We start from the raw sequence: 19530 nt of genomic DNA, 5'->3' as shown, positions 1-19530 counted from the left end.
TTGAAGACCTTGAATAAACGGTCTTGTGCGGTTCTATGGAGGCGGAATGTAGCACAGAATTCATGGCCTTTTGTTTTCTGCGCCCTTCATGCCGCCGATTCCCCTCAGGCGGGCGCGATCTGCACCGCCACGCCGCTGAGCACCGCGTTGCCGGACAGCGGATCGCGCGCGCCGTCGTCGAGCAGCGCATTCATATTGAGGCCGGGCCGTTCGGCCGCCTGCCGCAGTCGGGCGCCGGGCAGATCATGGCCCCAGCCATGCGGCAGGCTGACGACGCCGGGCATCAAGGTCTCGCTCAGCTCGACGCGCACCAGGCCGGCGCCGGTGGTCGTGGCCAGCCGGGCCCGGCCGCCGTCGCTGAGGCCCAGGCGCGCGGCATCGGCCGGGTGGACCAGCAGCGTGCAGCGCTCGGGTCCCTTGGCCAGCACCGGCAGGTTGTGCATCCAGCTATTGCCGGAGCGCATGTCCCGGCGGCCGATCAGCAGCATGCCCTCGACCGGCGGCGCGTCCAGCGCCGCGGCGACCTGGGGCAGATCGCCGAGCAGCAGCGGCGGCGCCAGCTCGATGCGGCCGGTCGGGGTGCGCAGCATCTCGGGGATACGCGGCTGCAGCGGCCCGAGGTCGATGCCGCCATCGGCCGCCTTGATCTTGGTCAGGCTGAGGCCTTCGGGCTTCAGGCCGAAGCGGTCGCCATAGGGGCCGCTGCGCAGTGCCAGATCGATCAGGCGCTCGGGACCGCGCTGCTCGCCCAGCGCCGCCAGCACCGCGCCGGCCTGCTCGCCGGCAAACTTCTGCACATCGGCGGCGATCGCCGCATCGTCGAGCGCGGCAATGTCGACATGGCGGCCGCGGCCCTCGACCAGGGCGGCCAGGCGCAGGATGGTCTCCCATTCCTCCGGCGTGCCGGCCGGCCGCTCGAACACGGGGCCGGAGAAGCGCGCATGGTTGCGGAAGGAGAACTGCGGGAAGGCCATGTCGAAATGCAGGTCCTCCAGCGGCGACAGGCCGGGCAGGATCACATCGGCATGGCGGCTGGTCTCGTTCAGATAGATGTCCAGGCTCAGCATGAAGTCCAGGCCCTCGAGCGCGCGCGCCAGCCGCGGGCCGTTCGGCGCCGACAGCACCGGATTGGCGGCGATGGCGATCAGCGCGCGCACCTGGACCCCGTCCGGTCCATCGGCGGTCTCGATCTCCTCGGCCAGGCAGGTGATCGGCAGTTCGCCGAAGACCTCGGGCGCGCCGGAGACCCGGCTGGCGCGCCGGCCGGTGGCCACGCCCTTGCCGCTGCCCGGCTTGCCCAGCGTGTTGGCGGCGAAGGCGGCCGCCTTCGGGAACATCGCGCCGCCCGCGGCGTCGAGATGGCCGGTCAGCACGTTCAGCACATCGACCAGCCAGCTGTTCAGGCTGCCGAAGCGCTGCGTGCAGGTGCCCAGGCGGCCGTAGACGCAGGCGCGCGGCGCGGCGGCCAACTCGCGCGCGAGCCGGCGCTGGGTGGCGGCATCGATGCCGCAGCCGGCGGCGGTGCGCTCGGGCGGGTAGGCCGCGACGGCCTGCTGCACGGCCTCGACGCCGTTCGTCCATTCGGCCAGGCGGCCCAGCCGGACCAGGCCCTCGTCGAACAAGGTGTGCACCAGCCCCAGCAGCAGGAACACATCGCCGCCGGGGCGGATCGCCAGATGCTCATCGGCCTGGGCGGCGGTCTCGGTGCGGCGCGGATCGATGACGACGATGCGACCGCCGCGCTCGCGCATGGCCTTGGACTTGCCGCGGTAGTCGGGCACGGTCCACAGGCTGCCGTTGCTGACCATCGGATTGGCGCCCAGCATCAGCAGATAGTCGCAGCGCTCGATATCGGGCACCGGGATGGACAGCCAGTGGCCGAACATCAGGCCCGCGCTCAGCTGCTTGGGCATCTGGTCCAGGGTCGAGGCGGAGAAGATATTGCGCGTGCCGATCGCCTTGACCAGGCGCGGGATGTAGCTGAGCAGGCTGATCTTGTGCGCGCTTGGATTGCCGAAGACGGTGGCGACCGCATCGCCGCCATGCGCGGCGATCAGCGGCAGCAGGCGCCGCTCGATCTCGGCAAAGGCCTCGTCCCAGCTGGCCTCGACAAAGACGCCGTCGCGCTTGATCAGCGGCGCGCGCAGACGGTCCGGGTCCTCGTGCAGATCCTTCAGCGACACGCCCTTGGGGCAGATGAAGCCGCGGCTGAACACATCCTGCTCGGCGCCGCGGATGCTCAAGACCTGCTTGCCCTCGCTGCGGACCTCAAGGCCGCAGCAGGCCTCGCACAAGGGGCAGATGCGGTAATGGCTTTGCGGCATGGCGGCGTCTCCTGTTTGTCGCCGATTGTGCGGCGGCGGACGCCGCCGCGGCGGTCATCTTGGCGACAGGCCCTAGAACGGATCGAAGGCGATGCCCCGCCGGCGCAGCTGATCCAGCATCAGCCGGCGCCACGGCCCCTGCGGAGTCCAGACGCGCGCGACCGCTTCCCAGGCCTCATGCGGATCGACGCCTTCGACCAAGACGCGGTACAGAAAGGTCAGGCTCGAGGCGCGCATATTGACCTGGCAGTGCACCAGCAGCTTGCGCTCGCGCAGCTCGGCGAGTTGGCGGACGAATTCTTCGTAGTGCGCGGCCGTCGGCGCGCCGAAGGGGATGGGGATGTGGCGCCAGATCAGGCCCTGGGCCGCGACCAGCTGCGGCTCCTCCCGCACGGCGTCCGACACCGTGGCCGGCGCCAGATAGAGGACCGCCTCGTAGCCCTGCTCCTTCAGCGTCGCCAGCCATTCGGCCGAGGGTTGGCCGGCGGTGCTGAGCCGCGCGTCGATCACGACCAGATTCGGTGGCGGCGCCGGGGCGGCCAGCGCGCTGCCGCAGAGCAGCGCGAGGGCGAGAATGCCGCCACGCATCACATCTGCCGGAACAGATGCGCGTAGCTTTCGGCCACCAGCAGGGTGTCCGCATGCTCCTTCAGCCGCACCTGCATGCGGCCGCGGAAGTCGCGCGTCACCGCGGCAACGGCCATCGCATTGACCAGGGTCGAGCGATGGATCTGCCAGAACTGCTGCGGATCGAGCTCGTCGACCAGCTCCTTCAGCGGCTTGCGGATCAGCGCCTCGCCCTCGCGCGTCGCGACCTTGGTGTATTTGTTGTCGGACTGGAAGTACAGCACCTCGTCGACGGTGATCAGCTTCAGGGTCTGGCCGATCGAGGCATTGATCCAGCGCAGGAAGCCGCGCGGCGCGGCCGCGCCGCCGGGCCGCGCGGCCAGCTGGTCCAGCAAGGGGCCCAGCTCCACCGGCGGGCCGGCCAGGCGCTGCTTGACCCGGCCGATAGCGGTGAACAGGCGCGCGCTGTTCAAGGGCTTCAACACATAGTCGACCGCGCCCTGGTCGAAGGCGGCCACCGCGTACTGGTCGTAGGCGGTGACGAAGACCACATGGCTGCGCCCGCCGACCTGGCGCGCGACATCGAGGCCGGTGGCGCCGGGCATCTGGATGTCCAGGAACAGCACGTCGGGCCGGTGCTCGTCCAAGAGGCGCAGCGCCTGCACGCCGTCGGCCGCCTCGCCGACGATGGACAGCTCGGGCCAGAGCTTGCCGAGCTGCTCGACCAGCTCGTGGCGCAGGGTCTCCTCGTCCTCGGCCACGACGGCCGTCGCCGCACTGAGCGTTCTCATCATCGATTCAGTTCCAGGGTGAACAGGGTCGTGCCGGCCAGGCTGCGGCAGGCCAGCCGCGCCGGGCCGCCGGACAGCACGCGCAGCCGCTCGGCCAGCGACTGCAGCTCGGCATCGTCGCCGCACAGGCCGGGCCGGTCGAACTCGAGCAGCACGCGCAGGCCGCCCTCATGCGTCTCGGCGCTGAGGCTGCAACAGCTGGGGGTCAGCTCGGCCAGGCGCAGCGCGCGCTGCAGCAGCGGCAGCAGCAGCATCGGCGGCACGCTGGCGCCGCGCAGCTCGGCCGGCCAGCGCGCTTCGAAGCGCGGCGTCGCCTGGCCCAGGCCCTGCAGCACGCCCAGATAGCTTTCCAGCAGATCGGCCTCGGCCTCCAGACTGGAGCCCGATTCGCGCAGCCGCGGCAGGGCAACGCGCAGGTGGCGGATCAGCTGCTCCATGCGCGCCGGGGCGCGCGCGTCGGCGCGGCCATAGGCCTGCTCGATATCGACCAGCGCGTCGAACAGCAGCTGCGGCTCGACCTGGGCCTGCAGCGCGGCCAGCCGCGCCGCCATCGCGCGGCGCTTGATCTGGCTGTGCTCGTGCAGCATCTTCTGCACCGATTCCTCGTAGTGGCGGCGCCGGCGCAGCAGTTCGACGACGGCGATCATCATCGCCGAGGGCATGAAGACCCACAGCGTGTCGCCCAGCATGCCGGCGACATTGAGGCTGGGCATCGGCGGCAGGCCCTTCTTGGCCCGCATCAGATCGGAGACCGAGGGCCAGGGCAGCAGCTTCTCGACGCCGGCGCTGATCAGCATGGCCAGCGCCGAGCCGATCAGCACGGCCAGCGCCAGCCGCAGAGGGCGCTTCGGATGCTGGCGCTCGCTGCGGTCGGCCGGCAGCCAGACGGCCAGCAGCGCCAGGCAGGCGACCACCGGCAGCAGCAGATGGCGCATCACCACCGGCGCCAGCTGCGTGCCGACATCGATCTCCAGCAGCGAGCTGAGGTCGATCAGGCCGAACAGCAGGCCGGCCAGCGCGAAGGCGGCCAGCTCCTGCCAGTGCAGCGAACGCCAGGCCCGCAGCAGATGGCCGAGCAGCGCCGCCGGCTGGCCGCTGCGCGGCGGGTGCAGCACGGCGCTCATGGGGCCGCCGCCGCCAGCGCCTGCATGGGCATGCGCACCCGGGCCACCACGCCGCGCGGCTGCGCCGCTTCCAGCTCCAGCGCCGCACCGGCGCCGAACAGCGCGGCCAGGCGTGCGCGGGTGTTGGCCAGGCCCACCCCGCTGCCGCCGCTGCTGGCAAAGCCCTGGCCGTTGTCGCGCACCTCGACGGCCATTTGCTCGACGCCGTCGGCGCCGCTGCTGGCATGGGCGTGGATCTCGATGCGGCCGCCCTCGGGCAGGGGGCTGAGCCCATGCTTGATCGCGTTCTCGACCAGGGTCGGCAGCACCATCGGCGGCAGCCGCGCCTCGAGCAGGCGCGCATCGGCCTCGATGCCGAAGCTCAGGCGTTCGCCCATGCGCATCTGCAGGATGGTCAGGTAGTTGCGCACCAGTTCCAGCTCCTGGCCCAGGGTCGAATCCTGGCGCCGCATGCTGGGCAGGGCCGCGCGCAGATAGGCGATCAGGCTGACCAGCATGTCGCGGCCGCGATCCGGCGTGGTCTCGTACAGGCGCTTGACGTTGGCCAGGGTGTTGAACAGGAAATGCGGCTCGATCTGCGCATTCAGCGCCGAGACCTGGGCCTCCAGCTGCTGCGCCTCCAGCGCCGCGCGCTCGCGCGCCACCTGGCGCAGGCGGTCGCGCGCCGCGTGGTCGGCGCGCAGCACGCGCAGCACCGCGTACGCCATGCAGCCGAGCAGGGTCCACAGCGCCACCGTCGAGTAGAACCAGCCCCACATGAACTTGACGCCCGTCATGCCGTAGTTGGCGACGTAGTGCCGCGCCAGCGCGCCCAGCAGCGCGCCGCAGGCGACCGCCGCGCCCTGCAGCGCCAGCACCCGGCGGCCCGACCAGCGCTGCGCCGCCGGTGTCGCCAGCAGCGCCTCGACCAGGGCCACGGCCAGCAGGATGCTCAGGCCGGTCAGCAGCGACTGGCGGCTGAAGCGGATCAGGCTGTACAGCCATTCGTCGAAGCGCATCGGCTCGCCGTCGTACCAGGCCAGCGCGCGCGAGGTCGCATGCAGCAGGCAGAAGTAATAGACGGCGGCGATCATCCGCAGATTGAAGACCTGCAAGAACGCCGATCGTGCGGCCCATGGTGATGACGATGGGGCGGCTGACGGCGGCACCGGCGCAGCGGTGCTTCCTGGCTTTTGGCTCATGGGCTGCATTGTGTCGCCGCCGGCCCGGCCGCGTACAGGCTTGCGACGAAATCGCCCAGGGCGGGACGAAACAGCCCGGCGGCCGCCCAGGCCCGGCCATGCATACTGCGGCCAGCGAAGCGCGAATGATCAGGAAAGGAAGACCGCGATGCGTATCGATATTGGCCAGGGCGTGCGCCTGTTTGTCGACGTCGAGGGCCCGGGCCTGGTGCCCGACGGGCCGACGATGCGGGAGAAGCCGACGCTGATCTGCATGCACGGCGGGCCGGGCTTCGACCACTCGGCCTACAAGCCGGCCTTCTCGCAGCTGGCCGACATCGCCCAGATCGTCTACTACGACCACCGCGGCCACGGCCGCAGCGACCCCCGGCCCAGCAGCGAATGGACCTTGGACATCTGGGCCGACGACATCGTGCGGCTTTGCGACGCGCTTGGCATCGCAAAGCCCATCGTGCTGGGCCAGTCCTTCGGCGGCTTTGTCGCCCAGCGCTACATCGCCCGCCATCCGGGCCATGCGTCCAAGGTGATCCTGTCCAGCACCTCGCACCATATGGGCATGGAGCGCAAGCTGGCGATGTTCGAGAAGCTCGGCGGGCCGCTGGCGCGCGCGCTGGCCGAGGCCTTCTGGAGCGACCCGACGCCGGCCAGCTGGGCGGCCTACTGGGCCGGCTGCCGCAAGCTCTACAACACGCGCGAGCCGCGCGATCCCGAGGCCGGCCTGCGCACCCTGGTGCGCGAGGAGATCCTGCTGCACTTCGTCGCCGGCGAGAAGCAGGGCCTGAACCTGCTGCCGGGCCTGGCGCGGGCGCAATGCCCGGTGCTGGTGCTGGCCGGCGAGGACGATCCGGTCTGCCCGCTGGAGGATGCGCAGGAGATCGCGGCGGCGCTGCCGGCGCCATGCTCGCGCCTGGTCAGCTTCCCGGGCGTCGGCCATGGCGCCTGGCGGGACGATCCCGAGCGGGCCTTCCCGGTGCTGCGCGAGTTCATCCTCTCCTGAGAAGAGGGGCTCCCAGGGGCCCCTCAGCCGGCGATCAGCGCCTTCAGATCGCGCTCCAGCAGCGCGTGGTCGCCCAGATTGATCTCGACCAGGCGGCGCAGATGGGTGATGCTCTCGATGTCGATGCTGCGGCACAGCATGCCGGCCCGCTCGCCCTCGACATGGGCCAGCTCGCCGGCCATCGAGATCACGGTCTGCTGGTCGGCCAGCAGCAGCTTCAGCAGGCAGGGCGTGCCCGCACCGACCAGCGCGCCCGCGGGCAGCTGCAACAGCGCGCCCTTCAGCGACAGATCGAGCACCTGCGCCTGCAGACGCTCCTGCGTGGTGATCAGCTCGGCGCCGGTCGCGAAGGCGACGCGGTTGAACTGGCGGCGGTCGGTCTCGATGGCGGGCTCCCGGTGGCTGTGAACCATGCTAGCAGAGCACCGGCTCCCTGCCTCAGGCCTGCGCGGCGGCCGAGGCGCAGATCGTGCTGTGGTCGACCGCGCGCTGCAGGCGCAGCGGGATCACCGCCTCCAGTCCCATCGATTCCAGCATGAACCAGCAGGCGCGCAGATAGGCCGCGGTCGCGCGGCGTGCCTCGCCACCGGGCAGGCCGGCCAGCTCGCCGGCGCGCTGCACGGCCGTCTGCTGCTGGCGCGCCTGCGCATGGCCGCGCGGCTCGATCAGCGGCGCCTGGTAGCGCAGCGCGATGCGGGTCAGCAGGCTCTGCACCTCGTCGTCGTCCACATGCCCGCCCAGCAGCCGGGCCAGATCGCCCAGCAGTTGCTCGGCACCGGCGGCCAGCAGCCGGGCCGCGTGCTCGCTGCCGCCGGCCAGATAAAGGGCCGCGGCCAGATCGGCGTACTCCAGCGCCATTGCCAGCTTGGGCAGATCGTCCTGTGTGCTCAAGGGCTCCTCCTGCGGGCTTGCTTGTCGTCTTGTGTTCTATCGCGAGCGCGGCCCAGTGTAGGCGGGCGAGCTGCGCACGGCTTGCGACAAAGATCACGCCGCTGGCATTTGTCCTACAGCGTGCTGCCGCTTCCACCCGCTGCGGGGCGCCCGTCCATTCGTTAAGCTCGGGTTCTCCCCAATCCCGACAAGAACAATGACGAACGCTTTCATCCGCTCCCCGCTCGACCGCCGCCAGGTGCTGGGCCGGCTCGGCGCCCTGCTGGGCGCCGGCCTGCCCGCCGGCATGGCGCTGGCCGCCGACAACGATGACGCCACCTATGACCAGGACTCGGTGCTGAAGGCGGCCACCGATTTCTTCGGCAGCACGACCGAGGGCCTGGCCAAGGTGATCGAGAAGGCCTTCAAGGAGCAGGGGCGGCCCAACGCCTATATCAAGGGCCAGGAGGCCAGCGGCGCCCTGACCCTGGGTCTGCGCTATGGCGAGGGCCAGCTGATGATGAAGAACGGTGGCGCCAGCCCCGTGTTCTGGGCCGGCCCCTCGATCGGCTTCGACGCCGGCGCCAATGCGTCCAAGGTCTTCACCCTGGTCTACAAGCTGCCGCGTGCCTCGGCGATCTACCAGCGCTTCCCCGGCGTCGACGGCAGCTTCTACTACGTCGGTGGCGCCGGCATCAACTACCAGCGCCTGAACGGCATCACCTTGGCGCCGATCCGCCTGGGCGTCGGCCTGCGTGCCGGCGCGAGCATCGGCTATCTGCACTACCGGCCCGAGAAGTCGTACAACCCCTTCTGAGCGTTCGCGGCGACACCAATGAAACCCTGCTGATACAAGGTGGAAAGCGGCGCGCAACAATTGGCCCCGAAACTGCAGCGAAAACACCCGCCAAGGGAATCGCCGGCCGTTTCCAGGAGAGGACGCCATGAAGTTGTTGACGCGCCTGAACCGCTCCGCTCATCACCACTTGCCGACCGGCCTGCATCTGCTGCCCTGGCAGCTGCCGCAGGAGGGCTCCAGCGATCCCGAGGCGAGCAGCTTCGTGCTGGCGGTCGCCCTGGTCAGCGTGGCCGCCGCCCTCGTGCTGGTGCTGGCACCCTGAGCGGGCATCTGCTTTCTTTTCTTGCTGGCTGCCTTGCCGGCCCGCGCAACAAACGCAACCAAGCCGCGCGCCGCCTGCAACAAGCCTGATACCGGACGCCTTCACAGTTCGATGCCAAGGCCCGCCACCCGGTGGCGCCGCCCATCGAATCGAGAAGGAAGCTTCATGTCCGCTGTCATCTCCACGCAAGAAGTCGCCCTGGTCCGCCGCAGCTTTGCCCTGGTCGAGCCGATCGCCGATACGGCCGCCGCGCTGTTCTACGGCCATCTGTTCGAGGCCGCGCCCTCGCTGCGCCGCCTGTTCCGCGGCGATATGGCGCAGCAGGGCCATCAACTGATGCAGATGATGGGAGCCGCGATGCGCCTGCTGGACCAGCCCGAGCAACTGCTGCCGGTGCTGCGCCAGCTGGGTGCCCGCCATGTCGGCTATGGCGTGCAGGACGCCCATTACGCGCTGGTCGGCGCGGCGCTGATCAAGACCCTTGAGCAGGGCCTGGGCGACGCCTTTGATGCCGACACCCGCGCCGCCTGGCTGGCCGTCTACGGCCTGATCAGCCGCACGATGATGGATGCGGCCAAGCCGGAGCTGGCGCTGGCGGCCTGAGAAGCCGAGCCGGCCCGGTCCTCATGCCTCGGTCAGCGCGCGCACGCGCTCGACCATCTCGGCAGGTGCGAAGGGCTTTTCGAGCAGCGCGCAGCCGGCCTCGCGCAGGAAGTCGGTGGCACCGGGGCTCAGGGTGTCGCCGGTGATGATCAGCATCCGGGTCGCCAGCAGCGGCTGGCGCTCGCGCACCGCCCGCCACAGCGCCGCGCCATCCATGCCGGGCATGCGCAGATCGCTGACGATGGCGTCGAAGCGCGCCTCGGCCAGCAGTTCCAGCGCGACCAGGCCCGATTCGGCCGTCGCCACCTCGAAGCCGGCGCCCTCCAGCGCCTCGCGCAGCAGGCCGGCCAGTTCGGTCTCGTCGTCGACCACCAGCACGCGCAGCTGACGCCGCGCCGCGTCGGCGATCGGCGCCGGCGCCGCCTGGGCCGGCTGCGGGCCGGCCACCAGCGGCAGCTTGAGCAGGAAGCTGGCGCCGCCGGCCGTGTCCTCCAGCTGCAGCTCGCCGCCATGCTCGCGCGCGACGCTGCGCGCGACGGCCAGGCCCAGGCCGGTGCCCTTGCTGCCGCCGTTGTCGACGCCGTTTGCCTCGCCGTCGCCCTTGGTGGTGAAGAAGGGCGCGAACACGCGCTCGCGCAGCTCGGGCGCGACGCCGGGGCCGTTGTCGGCCACGCGCAGCCACAGGCGCTGGCCGTCGGGATCCAGCCCGCTGGCGATGCTCAGCCGCCGCTCGCCGGCCTGGGCCGACAGCGCCTGCTGCGCATTGACGATCAGATTCATCACCAGCTGGCCCAGCCGATCGGGGTCGGCCTGCAGCTCGGGCAGATCAGGCGCGAGCGCCAGCTCCAGCGTGATGCCGCCCGAGCGCAGCGAATAGCCGAGCAGCTCGACCGCCGCCCGCACCAGCTCGTTCAGCGGCACCGCCTGGCGCGTCTGCGGCTTGGCGCGCGCCATGTTCAGAAAGGTGCGCACGATGCGGCCGCAGCGCTCGGCCGCCTCGCGGATGCGCCGCACATCGTCGGCAAGCCCGCCGCCGGCCGCCTTGCCCTCCAGCAGCGCCGCGCGACCCAGCACGATGGACAGCGGGTTGTTCAGCTCGTGCGCGACGCCGGCCAGCAGGCTGCCCATCGCGGTCAGCTTCTCGCTCTGGCGCAGCGCCTCGCGCTGGCGCTCGATCTCCTGCTGCGCCTGGCGCTTGGCGCTGATGTCGTTGATGAAGGCGGTGAAATGGTGGCTGCCGTCGACGTCGGTGCGCGCCAGCACCATCTCGATCGGGAATTCGCTGCCGTCGCTGCGCAGCCCGCTCATCTCCAGGCGCTGGCCGGCCAGGCGCATGTCGCCGCTGCTGCGCGCGCGCAGCATGCCGGCCTCGTGGGCGGCGCGCAGCCGCGCCGGGATGATCAGCTCGCCGACCGGCCGGCCCAGCGCCGCCGCGCGCGCCAGGCCGAACATCGCGGCCGCGGCCGGGTTCCATTCGGCCACGCGGCCCTGCTCGTCGGTGGTGATGATGGCGGCCAGCGCATGGTCGACGATGGCCGACTTGGTCGCCTCGCTGCGGCGCTCGCGCTCGCGCGCCTCGCGCTGCGCGGCGAAGGTGGCGCTGATCACGCGGATCCAGGGCTGCCAGCGCGGCGTCAGCCGCGGCTCCGCCGCCGCCTCGTCGCGCGAGCGCTCGGACAGAAAGCGCATCACCGCCAGCACCGGCTCGATCACCCGGTGGCGCAGCATCCACTGGCCCAGCAGCAGCAGGCCCATCAGGCCGGCGCCGATCAAGGCATAGGGCAGCAGCTCCGGCACGATCTGCGCCAGGAGGCCGGCCTCCGGGCGCGCGACGACCAGTGTCCAGGGCGCGCTGCGCAGCGGCAGCGCGACGACGCGCAGGCCCCCGGCGGCAATGCCGCGGCCCTCGGCCGCGCGGGCGTTCGCCAGCACCGCCTCCTCCGGATGTTGCGCCAGCTCGCCGGCGCGCGCCAGCACATCGCCGCGCGGGCCGATCAGCCACCAGGAGGCCGGCGATTCGCTGGCCGCCGCACGCGCCAGGCTTTGCAGTCGCAGCTCGGTCGCGACCAGGCCGCGGAAGCGCTCGCCGGCATAGACCGGTGCGCCATGCACGACGCTGGCCTGGCCCGGCACCCAGTGCCAGAAGGCGCCCTGCGAGGGATTGCCGGCGCTGGCGCTGCCGAACTCGGGCCGCTCGTACCAGCGCTGCACCGCCGTCGCCAGATCGCCGCCGCCCAGGCCCTGCAGCAGCTGGCTGCTGGGCAGCCAGGGATAGAGCAGCACATGGCGCTGCGGCCAGGCCAGGTAGTAGGAGCGGGCCAGCTCGGCATGGCGGTCATGGGCACGCTCGGCCAGCGCGGCAAAGGCCTGCAGCCGCCAGAGCACCGCCTCGTCGGGCCGCTCGTCGGCCGGCCACAGCAGCTGGGCCAGGCCCGGCTGCAGCAGCTGCGGCAACTCGTCCAGCGTGTAGCCGCGGCCGGGGCCGCCCTGCAGCGCGGCGGCCAGGATCGCGTCGGGCGCGCGCGCCGCGGTGATCAGCTCGCGCTCGGCGAAGCGGCGCAGGTCCTCGACATGCTGCTCGGCCTCGCGCGCCAGCTGCTGCAGCGCGTCGCGCTGGCGGGCCGCCTCATGCTCGAGCCCGCCCAGCGCATTGCGATGCGCGGCCAGGCCCTGGCCCAGCGCCAGCAGGGCGACCAGCAGGAACAGCGGCAGGCTGACCAGCCACAGCAGGCGGCGGTAGCGGCGCACGATGGCTGCCGCCGCGCTGGCATGCAGTTCGGTGGACGGCGATTCAGCGCTGGGCATCGTGGTGATCCTCCTCCGGGGCGGACAGCGGCAGCCGCCGCACGGCGGCCAGCAGGTCCTGCGGCTTGAATGGTTTTTCCAGCGCCGGACAGCCGCTGTCGCGCAGGAATTCGGCGGCCGCCGGCGACAGGATGTCGCCGGTGACGAATAGCATGCGCCGCGCCAGCGCCGGATGCAGGGCCTGCACCGCGCGCCAGAGCTCGGCGCCGTCGACCTCGGGCATGCGCAGATCGCTGATGATGGCGTCGAAGCGCGCCTCCAGCAGCAGGGCCAGGGCGACCGCGCCCGACTCGGCGGTTGCGACCTCGTAGCCGGCGCCCTCCAGCGCCTCGCGCATCAGCGCCGCCAGCTCGGCCTCGTCGTCGACCACCAGCAGGCGCAGCGGCGCCCGCTCGGCCGCCGGCTGGGCATCGCTGTCGTCGGCCTGCGGCTCGGGCACGCCGCTGATCGGCAGGCTGAGGCGGAAGCTGGCGCCGCGGCGGCCCGGCTCGCCGCCCTCCAGATGCAGGTCGCCGCCATGCTCGCGCAGCAGCGAGCGCGAGACCGACAGGCCCAGGCCGGTGCCCAGGCCCTCGTCCTTGGTGGTGAAGAAGGGCTCGAACAGCTTGTCGCGCACCTCGGCCGGCACGCCGGGGCCGTTGTCCTGCACGCGCAGCCAGATCCGCGGCTCGCGCCCGCCGGGCCGGCGCGCCTCGACGCCGGTGGCGACGACGATGCGGCGCGGCTCCTCGCCGGCGCTCTTCTCGGCCAGCGCATGCTGGGCATTGATCAGCAGGTTAAGCAGCACCTGGCCCAGCTGGTCGGCATCGCCCATCAGCGGCGGCAGGTCCGGGTCGAGCTGCAGCTCCAGCGCGATGCCGTGGCTGCGCAAGGTATAGGCCAGCATGTCGGCGGCGGCGCGGACGATATCGTTCAGCGCCACCGGCGCGCGCTGCGGCGCGCGTGCCCGCGCCATATTGAGGAAGGTGCGCACGATGCGGCCGCAGCGCTCGGCCGCCTCGCGGATGCGCTGGGCATCGGCCTGCAGCGGGCTGCCCTGCAGCTTGTCGTCGAGCAGGCCGGCGCGGCCCATCACGATGGCCAGCGGATTGTTCAGCTCGTGCGCGACGCCGGCCAGCAGGCTGCCCATGGCCGACAGCTTCTCGGCCTGGCGCAGCGACTCGCGCTGGCGCTCGATCTGCTGGCGCGCCTGCTGGCGCTCGGACACGTCGACCAGCGAGGCGGTGTAGTTGGTCTCGCCGTCGAGCTCGCTGCGCCACAGCACCATCTCGACGGCGAACTCGCTGCCGTCGCGGCGCAGCGCATGCATCTCCAGCCGCCGCCCGAGCAGGCTGGGCGCGGCGCCGGCGGCCAGGCGCTCGAGGCCGGCGCGATGGCGCGCGCGGTAGCGCGGCGGAATCAGCAGCTCGGCGACATCGGCGCCGCGCACCTCGTCCAGCCGGCGCTCGAACATCTGTTCGGCCGCCGGGTTGAATTCGACGATATGGCCGGCCGCGTCGGTGGAGACCATCGCCTCCAGCGCATGGTCGAGGATGGCCGATTTGCGCGCCTCGCTGCCGCGCTCGCGCTGCAGCAGATGGAACTGGTGGGCGAAGGTGGCGCCCAGGCTGTCGACCCAGACCTGCCAGCGCCGCCCCAGCCGCGGCGCCGGTGCCCGGTGGTCGGCCGACAGCGCGCGCAGATAGGCCAGCAGCTGCATCGCCGGCTGCACGAAGTGGCGCGCCAGCAGCCATTGCGCGGCGACCAGGCCCAGCAGCAGGGCCAGCGCGATCGCCGCGTTGGGCAGCAGGCTGGGCAGGATGCGCGCGCGCAGCTCGGCGCGCGGCACCGCGCTGACATAGGTCCAGGGCGAGCCGGGCCGGGTCGCAGCGACCAGCAGCCAGTCGCCGACGCTTTGCGGCCCCTGGTCCAGCGCCGCGCGCAGATGCGGCTCGGCCAGGCCATCCGGCGCCCGCGAGGCCCAGCCGGTCAGCGCCTGCTGCTCGCCGGGCGGGCCCTGCTCGGTATCGGCCAGCACCTGGCGCGCGGCGTCGACGATCCAGTCGCGCTCGCCCGGCAGGGCCCAGGCGCGCAGCCGCGCCTGCAGATCGTCGAGGCGGAAGTCCAGCGAGACCTCGCCGACGATCTGCGCGCCGACACGCACCGGCGCCATATGCGAGACGACCAGATGGCCGGCCAGCTGGCTGCGATAGGGCGGGCCCCAGTGCGAGGCGCCCGCGTCCTCGATCGCCGGTGGCTGGGCCGCCAGCCGTGCGCGCGTCCTGGCCGCTGCGGCGGCGCGCAGCGGCGCCAGCTCGCGAAGCGCGGCAACGCCCATGCTCTGCAGAATCGTCGCCGGCTCGATCCAGGGATAGCCGAAGGAGCTGTTCAGATCCATGGCGGCGAACCAGGTCGCCTCGAAGCCGGGCGCGCGCGCATGGGCGACGCGCGCCTGGTTGACGAAGGCGGCGGCGCGGCGCAGCCAGAGCGGATCGAAGGGCCGGCCGTCCGGCTCCGCCCACCAGACCTGACCCCAGCGCAGGCCGGCGGCCGGGTCGGCGATGGCCCAGCCGTCGGCGCGGCCGCCGACCTCGCGCGGCGCCAGCTGGGCGGCCAGCGCCGGGCCCGGATCGGGCGGCTGTAGCCAGAGCTCCTCCATCAGCCGGCGCAGGTCCTGCACATGGTCCATCGCCGGGCGTGCCAGCAATTGCAGGTCCTGTGCATGCTGCTCGGCCAGGCGCTGCTGCTGTGCCTCGACCTCCGCCATGCGCTGCCGGTACTGCAGGCTGCTGAGGATCAGCAGCAGCACGAAGACCGGGGCCAGGAACCAGGCCATCAGGCGGCGCGTCGCCACCAGGTTGCGCAGGACGGGATCCGGCTGCGCGGCGGGCATTTAGCGGCTGACGAAGACGTAGCCGACGTTGCGTACCGTCTTCAGCACCTCGGGCTTGTCGGGGTTGCGCTCGACCTTGCGGCGCAGCCGCATGATGCGCAGATCGATCGAGCGGTCGAACACGTCCCAGCCGCGGTTGTGCGCCTGTTCCATGATCTGGTCGCGGTTCAAGGGCCGGTTCGGATGGCGGGCGAACAGGGCCAGCAGATCGAACTCGGCCGCCGTCAGGGGCAGCTCCTGACCCTGGCCGTCGAACAGCCGGCGCTGCTCCAGATCGAGCAGGCACATGCCGAAGGGCACGCGCTGCGCTGTCTGGGCCTCGCTGGCGGCCGGTGCTGGCGCCGGCGCGACCGCCACGGCCGCCGCCGCCGCCTGCGTGCGGCGCAGCACCGCGCGCACCCTGGCCAGCAGCTCGCGCAGATCGAAGGGCTTGGAGACATAGTCGTCGGCGCCCAGCTCGAGCCCGACGACGCGGTCGACCGCGTCGCTGGCCGTGGTCAGCATCATGATGGCGACCTGCGGATGCTGCTCGCGCAGCCAGCGCGCCAGCGACAGCCCGTTCTCGCCGGGCATATTGAGGTCGAGCAGGGCCAGATCCGGCCGCTGCTCGGCCAGCAGCGCGCGCGCCTGGCCCGCATCGGCGGCGGCGCGGACGGCAAAACCCTGGCGTGTGAAGTACTCGGCCAGCAGCTCGCGCAGCTCGGCTTCGTCGTCGACCAGCAGCAGTGAGGGCAGGTTGGCGCTTATATCAGACGCTCCATGCGGACAGGACCGAACCGAGCATGATGATGCCAGTCATGTACTGGCTTGCGAACCCGGCCAAACCCCGCATCAGGCCGGCCGGCGGCGGCGCGCCGGCCTCGGCCAGGTCTTCGACGAAGGCCTCGCTGCGGTACAGCGGCGGGCGGGTGTCGACGAACTCCAGCTGCTGCAGCCGTTCGGCCGCGCGCGCCTCGGCACGGGCCAGCAGGGCCTGGCGTTCGGCGCTGGCGCTGTGGGCGATAAGCTCGTGAGTCAGTGTGCGCTCACCCGTCGCGGACGGCTGGCGGCTTTGGGCGGACAGGGCGGACAGGGTGGACATGGGGAACTCCTGGACTGCGGAACGGTTCCTACTGTGCGCCGCGGTGGTATCAGCCGGGTTTCGCTGTCGCGCGGCTTTTGTTTCAAATATTTTCCGGTCGCCGCGACTTCCAAATTCCACGCGGCGCAAGAGGGCTTCGTCGGGTTGTCGGTCGGCGGCGAGGCGCTAGAGTGCTTGCATCGTCATGGAGATCCGAATGTCGTCCCCCACCCAAGCCACGCAGACCAGCCTGATTCCCGACAGCGCCGAACCCGGCGGCGGCCGGCTGAGCCCCGCGACCCTGCCGGCGCAGGCAATCAGCGCCGAGGTGCTGCAGGAGAAATACGCGAAGGGCGAGGAGAAGACGCTGGACGAGCTGCGCACGCGCGTCGCCACGGCGCTGGCCGCCGCCGAGGCGCCCGAGCGCCGGGCCGAGTGGAGCGCCCGCTTCCTGGAGGCGCAACGGCGCGGCTTCATCCCGGCCGGCCGCATCCTCTCGGCCGCCGGCACCGAGCTCTCGGCCACCCTGATCAACTGCTTCGTGCAGCCGGTCGGCGACTCGATCGCCACGCCGGAGGACGGCTATCCGGGCATCTACACGGCCCTGACCGAGGCGGCCGAGACCATGCGCCGCGGCGGCGGCGTCGGCTACGACTTCTCGCGCATCCGGCCCAAGGGCGCCTGGGTCGGCTCCACGCAAAGCCATGCCTCCGGCCCGGTCAGCTATATGCGCGTGTTCGACCGTTCCTGCGAGACGGTCGAGAGCGCCGGCAGCCGGCGCGGCGCGCAGATGGGCGTCTTGCGTTGCGATCATCCGGATGTCGAGGAGTTCATCCACGCCAAGGACCAGGGCGATCTGAAGAACTTCAATATCTCGGTCGGCGTCACCGATGCCTTCATGGAGGCGGTGCAGGCCGATGCCCAGGTCGAGCTGGTGCACCGTGCCGAGCCGGGCGAGCAGCAGCGCGAGCAGGGCGCCTACCAGCGCGGCGACGGGCTCTGGGTCTACCGCAAGCTGCCGGCGCGCAGCCTCTGGGACCAGATCATGCGCTCCACCTACAACCATGCCGAGCCCGGCGTGCTGTTCCTGGACCGCATCAACAACGACAACAACCTTTATTACTGCGAGTCGATCACCGCGACCAATCCCTGCGCCGAACAGCCGCTGCCCTCCTATGGCTGCTGCTGCCTGGGGTCGATCGACCTGACCCGCTTCGTGCGCGATCCCTTCGGTGCCAAGGCCCGCTTCGACGAGGCCGGCTTCACCGAGGTCTGCGCGGTCGCTACCCGCATGCTCGACAACGTGCTGGACGTGACGCCCTGGCCGCTGCCGGCGCAGCGCCAGGAGGCCAGCAACAAGCGCCGCGTCGGCCTGGGCTTCACCGGCCTCGGCGACACCCTGGTGATGCTGAACCTGCGCTACGACAGCGAGGCCGCGCGCGAGATGGCGCGCCGCATCTCGGAGGTGATGCGCGACGCCGCCTATGCCGCCTCCAGCGACATCGCCGCCGAGAAGGGCGCCTTCCCGCTCTTCAATGCCGATCTGTACCTGAGCGGCGGCAGCTTTGCCTCGCGCCTGCCGCAGGCACTGAAGGACAAGATCCGCGCCCAGGGCTTGCGCAACTCGCACCTCTTGTCGATCGCGCCGACCGGCACGATCAGCCTGGCCTTTGCCGACAACGCATCGAACGGCATCGAGCCGGCCTTCAGCTGGAGCTACACGCGCAAGAAGCGGCTCTCGCAGATCGAGGGCGGCGGCTTCAAGGAATACTCGGTCGAGGATCATGCCTGGCGCCTGTACCGCCATCTGTTCGGCGAGGACGCGCCGCTGTCCGAGGCCTTCGTCACCGCGCTGGAGCTGAGCGCGGCCGACCATGCCTCGATGGTGGCGGCCGTCGCGCCCTATATCGACACCTCGATCTCGAAGACGGTCAATGTGCCGGCCGACTATGCCTATGCCGATTTCCAGGACCTGTACCTGCAGGCCTGGAAGGCCAACCTGAAGGGCCTGGCGACCTATAGGCCCAACACGGTGCTGGGCTCGGTTCTCAGCGTCGACAGCCCGGCGGTCAAGGAGCCCGAGCCGCTGCGCCCGGTCGTCAACGAGGGCGGCGCCAACCAGCGCCTCCTGGTCAAGACGCTGCCGAACGCGGTCCTGGCCTCGCTGCGCTGGCCCAGCCGGCCCGAGATGCCCGGCGGCAATCCGGCCTGGAGCTACATGATCCAGCACCCGCATGGCGACTTCGCGCTCTTCGTCGGCGAACTGCCGGCCGAGGGCCCCGAGGCCGGCCTGTTCGGCCGGACCTTGCCCTTCGAGGTCTGGGTCAACGGCGCCGAGCAGCCGCGCGGCCTGTCGGCCCTGGCCAAGACCCTGTCGATGGACCTGCGCACCAATGACGCGGCCTGGCTGAAGCTCAAGCTCGACGCGCTGGCCACGGTGGCCGAGGAGCGCGCCTTCGAGATGCCGATGCCGCCGGGCGGCGACAAGCGGCTCTTCCCCGGCGTCGTCGCCGCGACGGCCGCGGTGATCCGCTGGCGCTGCGAGCAGCTGGGCGCGCTGCAGGAGGGCGGGCCGACGCCGGTGCTGGACGCGATGTTCAGCCGCGAGGAGCCGCGCACCACCGTCTCCGGCACGCTGGCCTGGGCCGTCGACGTCGACAACCCGGCCACCAACGAGCAGTTCACCCTGACCCTGAAGGAGGTCAGCCTGCCGACGCCGGACGGTGGCTTCGTCACCCGCCCCTGCGCGATGGGCTTCTCGGGCAATTACCCGAAGGCGCTGGATGGCATGGCGCGACTGCTCTCGCTGGACATGCGGGTGATGGACCCGGGCTGGATCGGCATGAAGCTGAGGAAGCTGCTCAATGTCGGCGAGCCGCTGGGCCACTTCATGGCGCCGGTGCCAAGTCTTGCCGGCGAGCGTCGTCAGCAGATATGGCCCTCGACGGTCGCCTATGTCGCGCGGCTGATCATCCACCGCTATGCGATGCTGGGCGTGCTGGACGAGCAGGGCATGCCGCTGGTCGAGATGGGCCTCTTGCAGGCGCCCAAGGCGAAGACGGCGGCCGGCGCCGCGGCCGAGCTGCCGACCATGGCCGGCCGGCCCTGCCCGGAATGCGGCAACCACACGATGATCCACAAGGACGGCTGCGATTTCTGCACCGCCTGCGGCTATGTCGGACAGTGCGGCTGACAAGGTCGCCGGCGCGGTGCTG

The 19530-nt window shown here is 71.4% G+C and carries 16 protein-coding genes; 5 read left to right on the top strand and 11 right to left on the bottom strand.

Annotated elements, in window-relative coordinates; translation table 11 throughout:
- Positions 1 to 104: 104 nt before the first annotated feature.
- The 5 genes from QWJ38_RS19955 to QWJ38_RS19935 all read right to left on the bottom strand — a co-directional run bounded on the left by QWJ38_RS19955 (position 105) and on the right by QWJ38_RS19935 (position 5900).
- Positions 105 to 2324: a molybdopterin-dependent oxidoreductase gene (locus QWJ38_RS19955; protein ID WP_290360871.1), complete on the bottom strand. Its 2220-nt coding sequence runs from the start codon at positions 2322 to 2324 to the stop codon at positions 105 to 107.
- Positions 2325 to 2396: 72 nt separating this feature from the next.
- A complete protein-coding gene (locus QWJ38_RS19950) occupies positions 2397 to 2912 on the bottom strand; it encodes a protein tyrosine phosphatase family protein (protein ID WP_290360870.1) in 516 nt (171 codons plus the stop codon).
- Positions 2912 to 3685 (bottom strand): LytR/AlgR family response regulator transcription factor, encoded by a 774-nt coding sequence (locus QWJ38_RS19945; protein WP_290360869.1) that lies wholly within the window; start codon positions 3683 to 3685, stop codon positions 2912 to 2914. The genes QWJ38_RS19950 and QWJ38_RS19945 overlap by 1 nt, the downstream gene beginning before the upstream one ends.
- Complete coding sequence (locus QWJ38_RS19940; protein WP_290360868.1) at positions 3682 to 4806, bottom strand: histidine kinase; 1125 nt, start codon at positions 4804 to 4806, stop codon at positions 3682 to 3684. Before QWJ38_RS19940 ends, QWJ38_RS19945 begins: the two co-directional genes overlap by 4 nt.
- A complete protein-coding gene (locus tag QWJ38_RS19935; protein WP_290360867.1) occupies positions 4803 to 5900 on the bottom strand; it encodes a sensor histidine kinase in 1098 nt (365 codons plus the stop codon). The genes QWJ38_RS19940 and QWJ38_RS19935 overlap by 4 nt, the downstream gene beginning before the upstream one ends.
- A gap of 235 nt (positions 5901 to 6135) precedes the next feature.
- Here QWJ38_RS19935 and QWJ38_RS19930 point away from each other — a divergent pair, with 235 nt between their 5' ends.
- Entirely contained in the window at positions 6136 to 6984 is an 849-nt protein-coding gene (locus tag QWJ38_RS19930) for an alpha/beta fold hydrolase (protein ID WP_290360866.1), read from the top strand.
- A gap of 23 nt (positions 6985 to 7007) precedes the next feature.
- Here the strand turns inward: QWJ38_RS19930 and QWJ38_RS19925 are convergent, their stop codons facing one another.
- Entirely contained in the window at positions 7008 to 7397 is a 390-nt protein-coding gene (locus tag QWJ38_RS19925; RefSeq protein WP_290360865.1) for a PilZ domain-containing protein, read from the bottom strand.
- Between the two features lie 25 nt (positions 7398 to 7422).
- A complete protein-coding gene (locus QWJ38_RS19920) occupies positions 7423 to 7875 on the bottom strand; it encodes a hypothetical protein (protein ID WP_290360864.1) in 453 nt (150 codons plus the stop codon).
- A 196-nt stretch (positions 7876 to 8071) separates the two neighbouring features.
- Here QWJ38_RS19920 and QWJ38_RS19915 point away from each other — a divergent pair, with 196 nt between their 5' ends.
- The 3 genes from QWJ38_RS19915 to QWJ38_RS19905 all read left to right on the top strand — a co-directional run bounded on the left by QWJ38_RS19915 (position 8072) and on the right by QWJ38_RS19905 (position 9578).
- Positions 8072 to 8671, top strand: a complete 600-nt coding sequence (locus QWJ38_RS19915; RefSeq protein ID WP_290360863.1) for a DUF1134 domain-containing protein — start codon at positions 8072 to 8074, stop codon at positions 8669 to 8671.
- A gap of 127 nt (positions 8672 to 8798) precedes the next feature.
- A complete protein-coding gene (locus QWJ38_RS19910) occupies positions 8799 to 8975 on the top strand; it encodes a hypothetical protein (protein WP_290360862.1) in 177 nt (58 codons plus the stop codon).
- A gap of 165 nt (positions 8976 to 9140) precedes the next feature.
- The gene (locus QWJ38_RS19905) at positions 9141 to 9578 is read left to right on the top strand and encodes a globin family protein (RefSeq protein ID WP_290360861.1); all 438 of its coding nucleotides are present in this window, start codon (positions 9141 to 9143) and stop codon (positions 9576 to 9578) included.
- A gap of 21 nt (positions 9579 to 9599) precedes the next feature.
- Here QWJ38_RS19905 and QWJ38_RS19900 read toward each other — a convergent pair whose 3' ends face one another.
- The 4 genes from QWJ38_RS19900 to QWJ38_RS19885 all read right to left on the bottom strand — a co-directional run bounded on the left by QWJ38_RS19900 (position 9600) and on the right by QWJ38_RS19885 (position 16336).
- Positions 9600 to 12383, bottom strand: a complete 2784-nt coding sequence (locus QWJ38_RS19900; protein ID WP_290360860.1) for a hybrid sensor histidine kinase/response regulator — start codon at positions 12381 to 12383, stop codon at positions 9600 to 9602.
- A complete protein-coding gene (locus QWJ38_RS19895) occupies positions 12370 to 15255 on the bottom strand; it encodes an ATP-binding protein (protein ID WP_290360859.1) in 2886 nt (961 codons plus the stop codon). Before QWJ38_RS19895 ends, QWJ38_RS19900 begins: the two co-directional genes overlap by 14 nt.
- On the bottom strand, positions 15256 to 15942 hold the full coding sequence (locus tag QWJ38_RS19890) for a response regulator (RefSeq protein WP_290361007.1): 687 nt from the start codon (positions 15940 to 15942) through the stop codon (positions 15256 to 15258).
- Between the two features lie 61 nt (positions 15943 to 16003).
- Positions 16004 to 16336, bottom strand: a complete 333-nt coding sequence (locus QWJ38_RS19885) for a hypothetical protein (protein ID WP_290360858.1) — start codon at positions 16334 to 16336, stop codon at positions 16004 to 16006.
- 196 nt (positions 16337 to 16532) lie between these two features.
- Here QWJ38_RS19885 and QWJ38_RS19880 point away from each other — a divergent pair, with 196 nt between their 5' ends.
- A complete protein-coding gene (locus QWJ38_RS19880; protein WP_290360857.1) occupies positions 16533 to 19508 on the top strand; it encodes an adenosylcobalamin-dependent ribonucleoside-diphosphate reductase in 2976 nt (991 codons plus the stop codon).
- Positions 19509 to 19530 lie beyond the last annotated feature (22 nt).

This window comes from Roseateles violae (assembly GCF_030410485.1).
Lineage (GTDB): Bacteria > Pseudomonadota > Gammaproteobacteria > Burkholderiales > Burkholderiaceae_C > Roseateles_D > Roseateles_D violae.
Note: the sequence above shows the minus strand (reverse complement) of the source record. Positions and strands in the feature narration are given on the sequence as shown.

Excerpts from the sequence above, each read along its gene's own strand:
- QWJ38_RS19955 (WP_290360871.1), bottom strand. The coding sequence starts at position 2,324 with ATGCCGCAAAGCCATTACCGCATCTGCCCCTTGTGCGAGGCCTGCTGC.
- QWJ38_RS19950 (WP_290360870.1), bottom strand. The coding sequence starts at position 2,912 with ATGCGTGGCGGCATTCTCGCCCTCGCGCTGCTCTGCGGCAGCGCGCTG.
- QWJ38_RS19945 (WP_290360869.1), bottom strand. The coding sequence starts at position 3,685 with ATGATGAGAACGCTCAGTGCGGCGACGGCCGTCGTGGCCGAGGACGAG.
- QWJ38_RS19940 (WP_290360868.1), bottom strand. The coding sequence starts at position 4,806 with ATGAGCGCCGTGCTGCACCCGCCGCGCAGCGGCCAGCCGGCGGCGCTG.
- QWJ38_RS19930 (WP_290360866.1), top strand. The coding sequence starts at position 6,136 with ATGCGTATCGATATTGGCCAGGGCGTGCGCCTGTTTGTCGACGTCGAG.
- QWJ38_RS19925 (WP_290360865.1), bottom strand. The coding sequence starts at position 7,397 with ATGGTTCACAGCCACCGGGAGCCCGCCATCGAGACCGACCGCCGCCAG.
- QWJ38_RS19915 (WP_290360863.1), top strand. The coding sequence starts at position 8,072 with ATGACGAACGCTTTCATCCGCTCCCCGCTCGACCGCCGCCAGGTGCTG.
- QWJ38_RS19910 (WP_290360862.1), top strand. The coding sequence starts at position 8,799 with ATGAAGTTGTTGACGCGCCTGAACCGCTCCGCTCATCACCACTTGCCG.
- QWJ38_RS19905 (WP_290360861.1), top strand. The coding sequence starts at position 9,141 with ATGTCCGCTGTCATCTCCACGCAAGAAGTCGCCCTGGTCCGCCGCAGC.
- QWJ38_RS19900 (WP_290360860.1), bottom strand. The coding sequence starts at position 12,383 with ATGCCCAGCGCTGAATCGCCGTCCACCGAACTGCATGCCAGCGCGGCG.
- QWJ38_RS19895 (WP_290360859.1), bottom strand. The coding sequence starts at position 15,255 with ATGCCCGCCGCGCAGCCGGATCCCGTCCTGCGCAACCTGGTGGCGACG.
- QWJ38_RS19885 (WP_290360858.1), bottom strand. The coding sequence starts at position 16,336 with ATGTCCACCCTGTCCGCCCTGTCCGCCCAAAGCCGCCAGCCGTCCGCG.
- QWJ38_RS19880 (WP_290360857.1), top strand. The coding sequence starts at position 16,533 with ATGTCGTCCCCCACCCAAGCCACGCAGACCAGCCTGATTCCCGACAGC.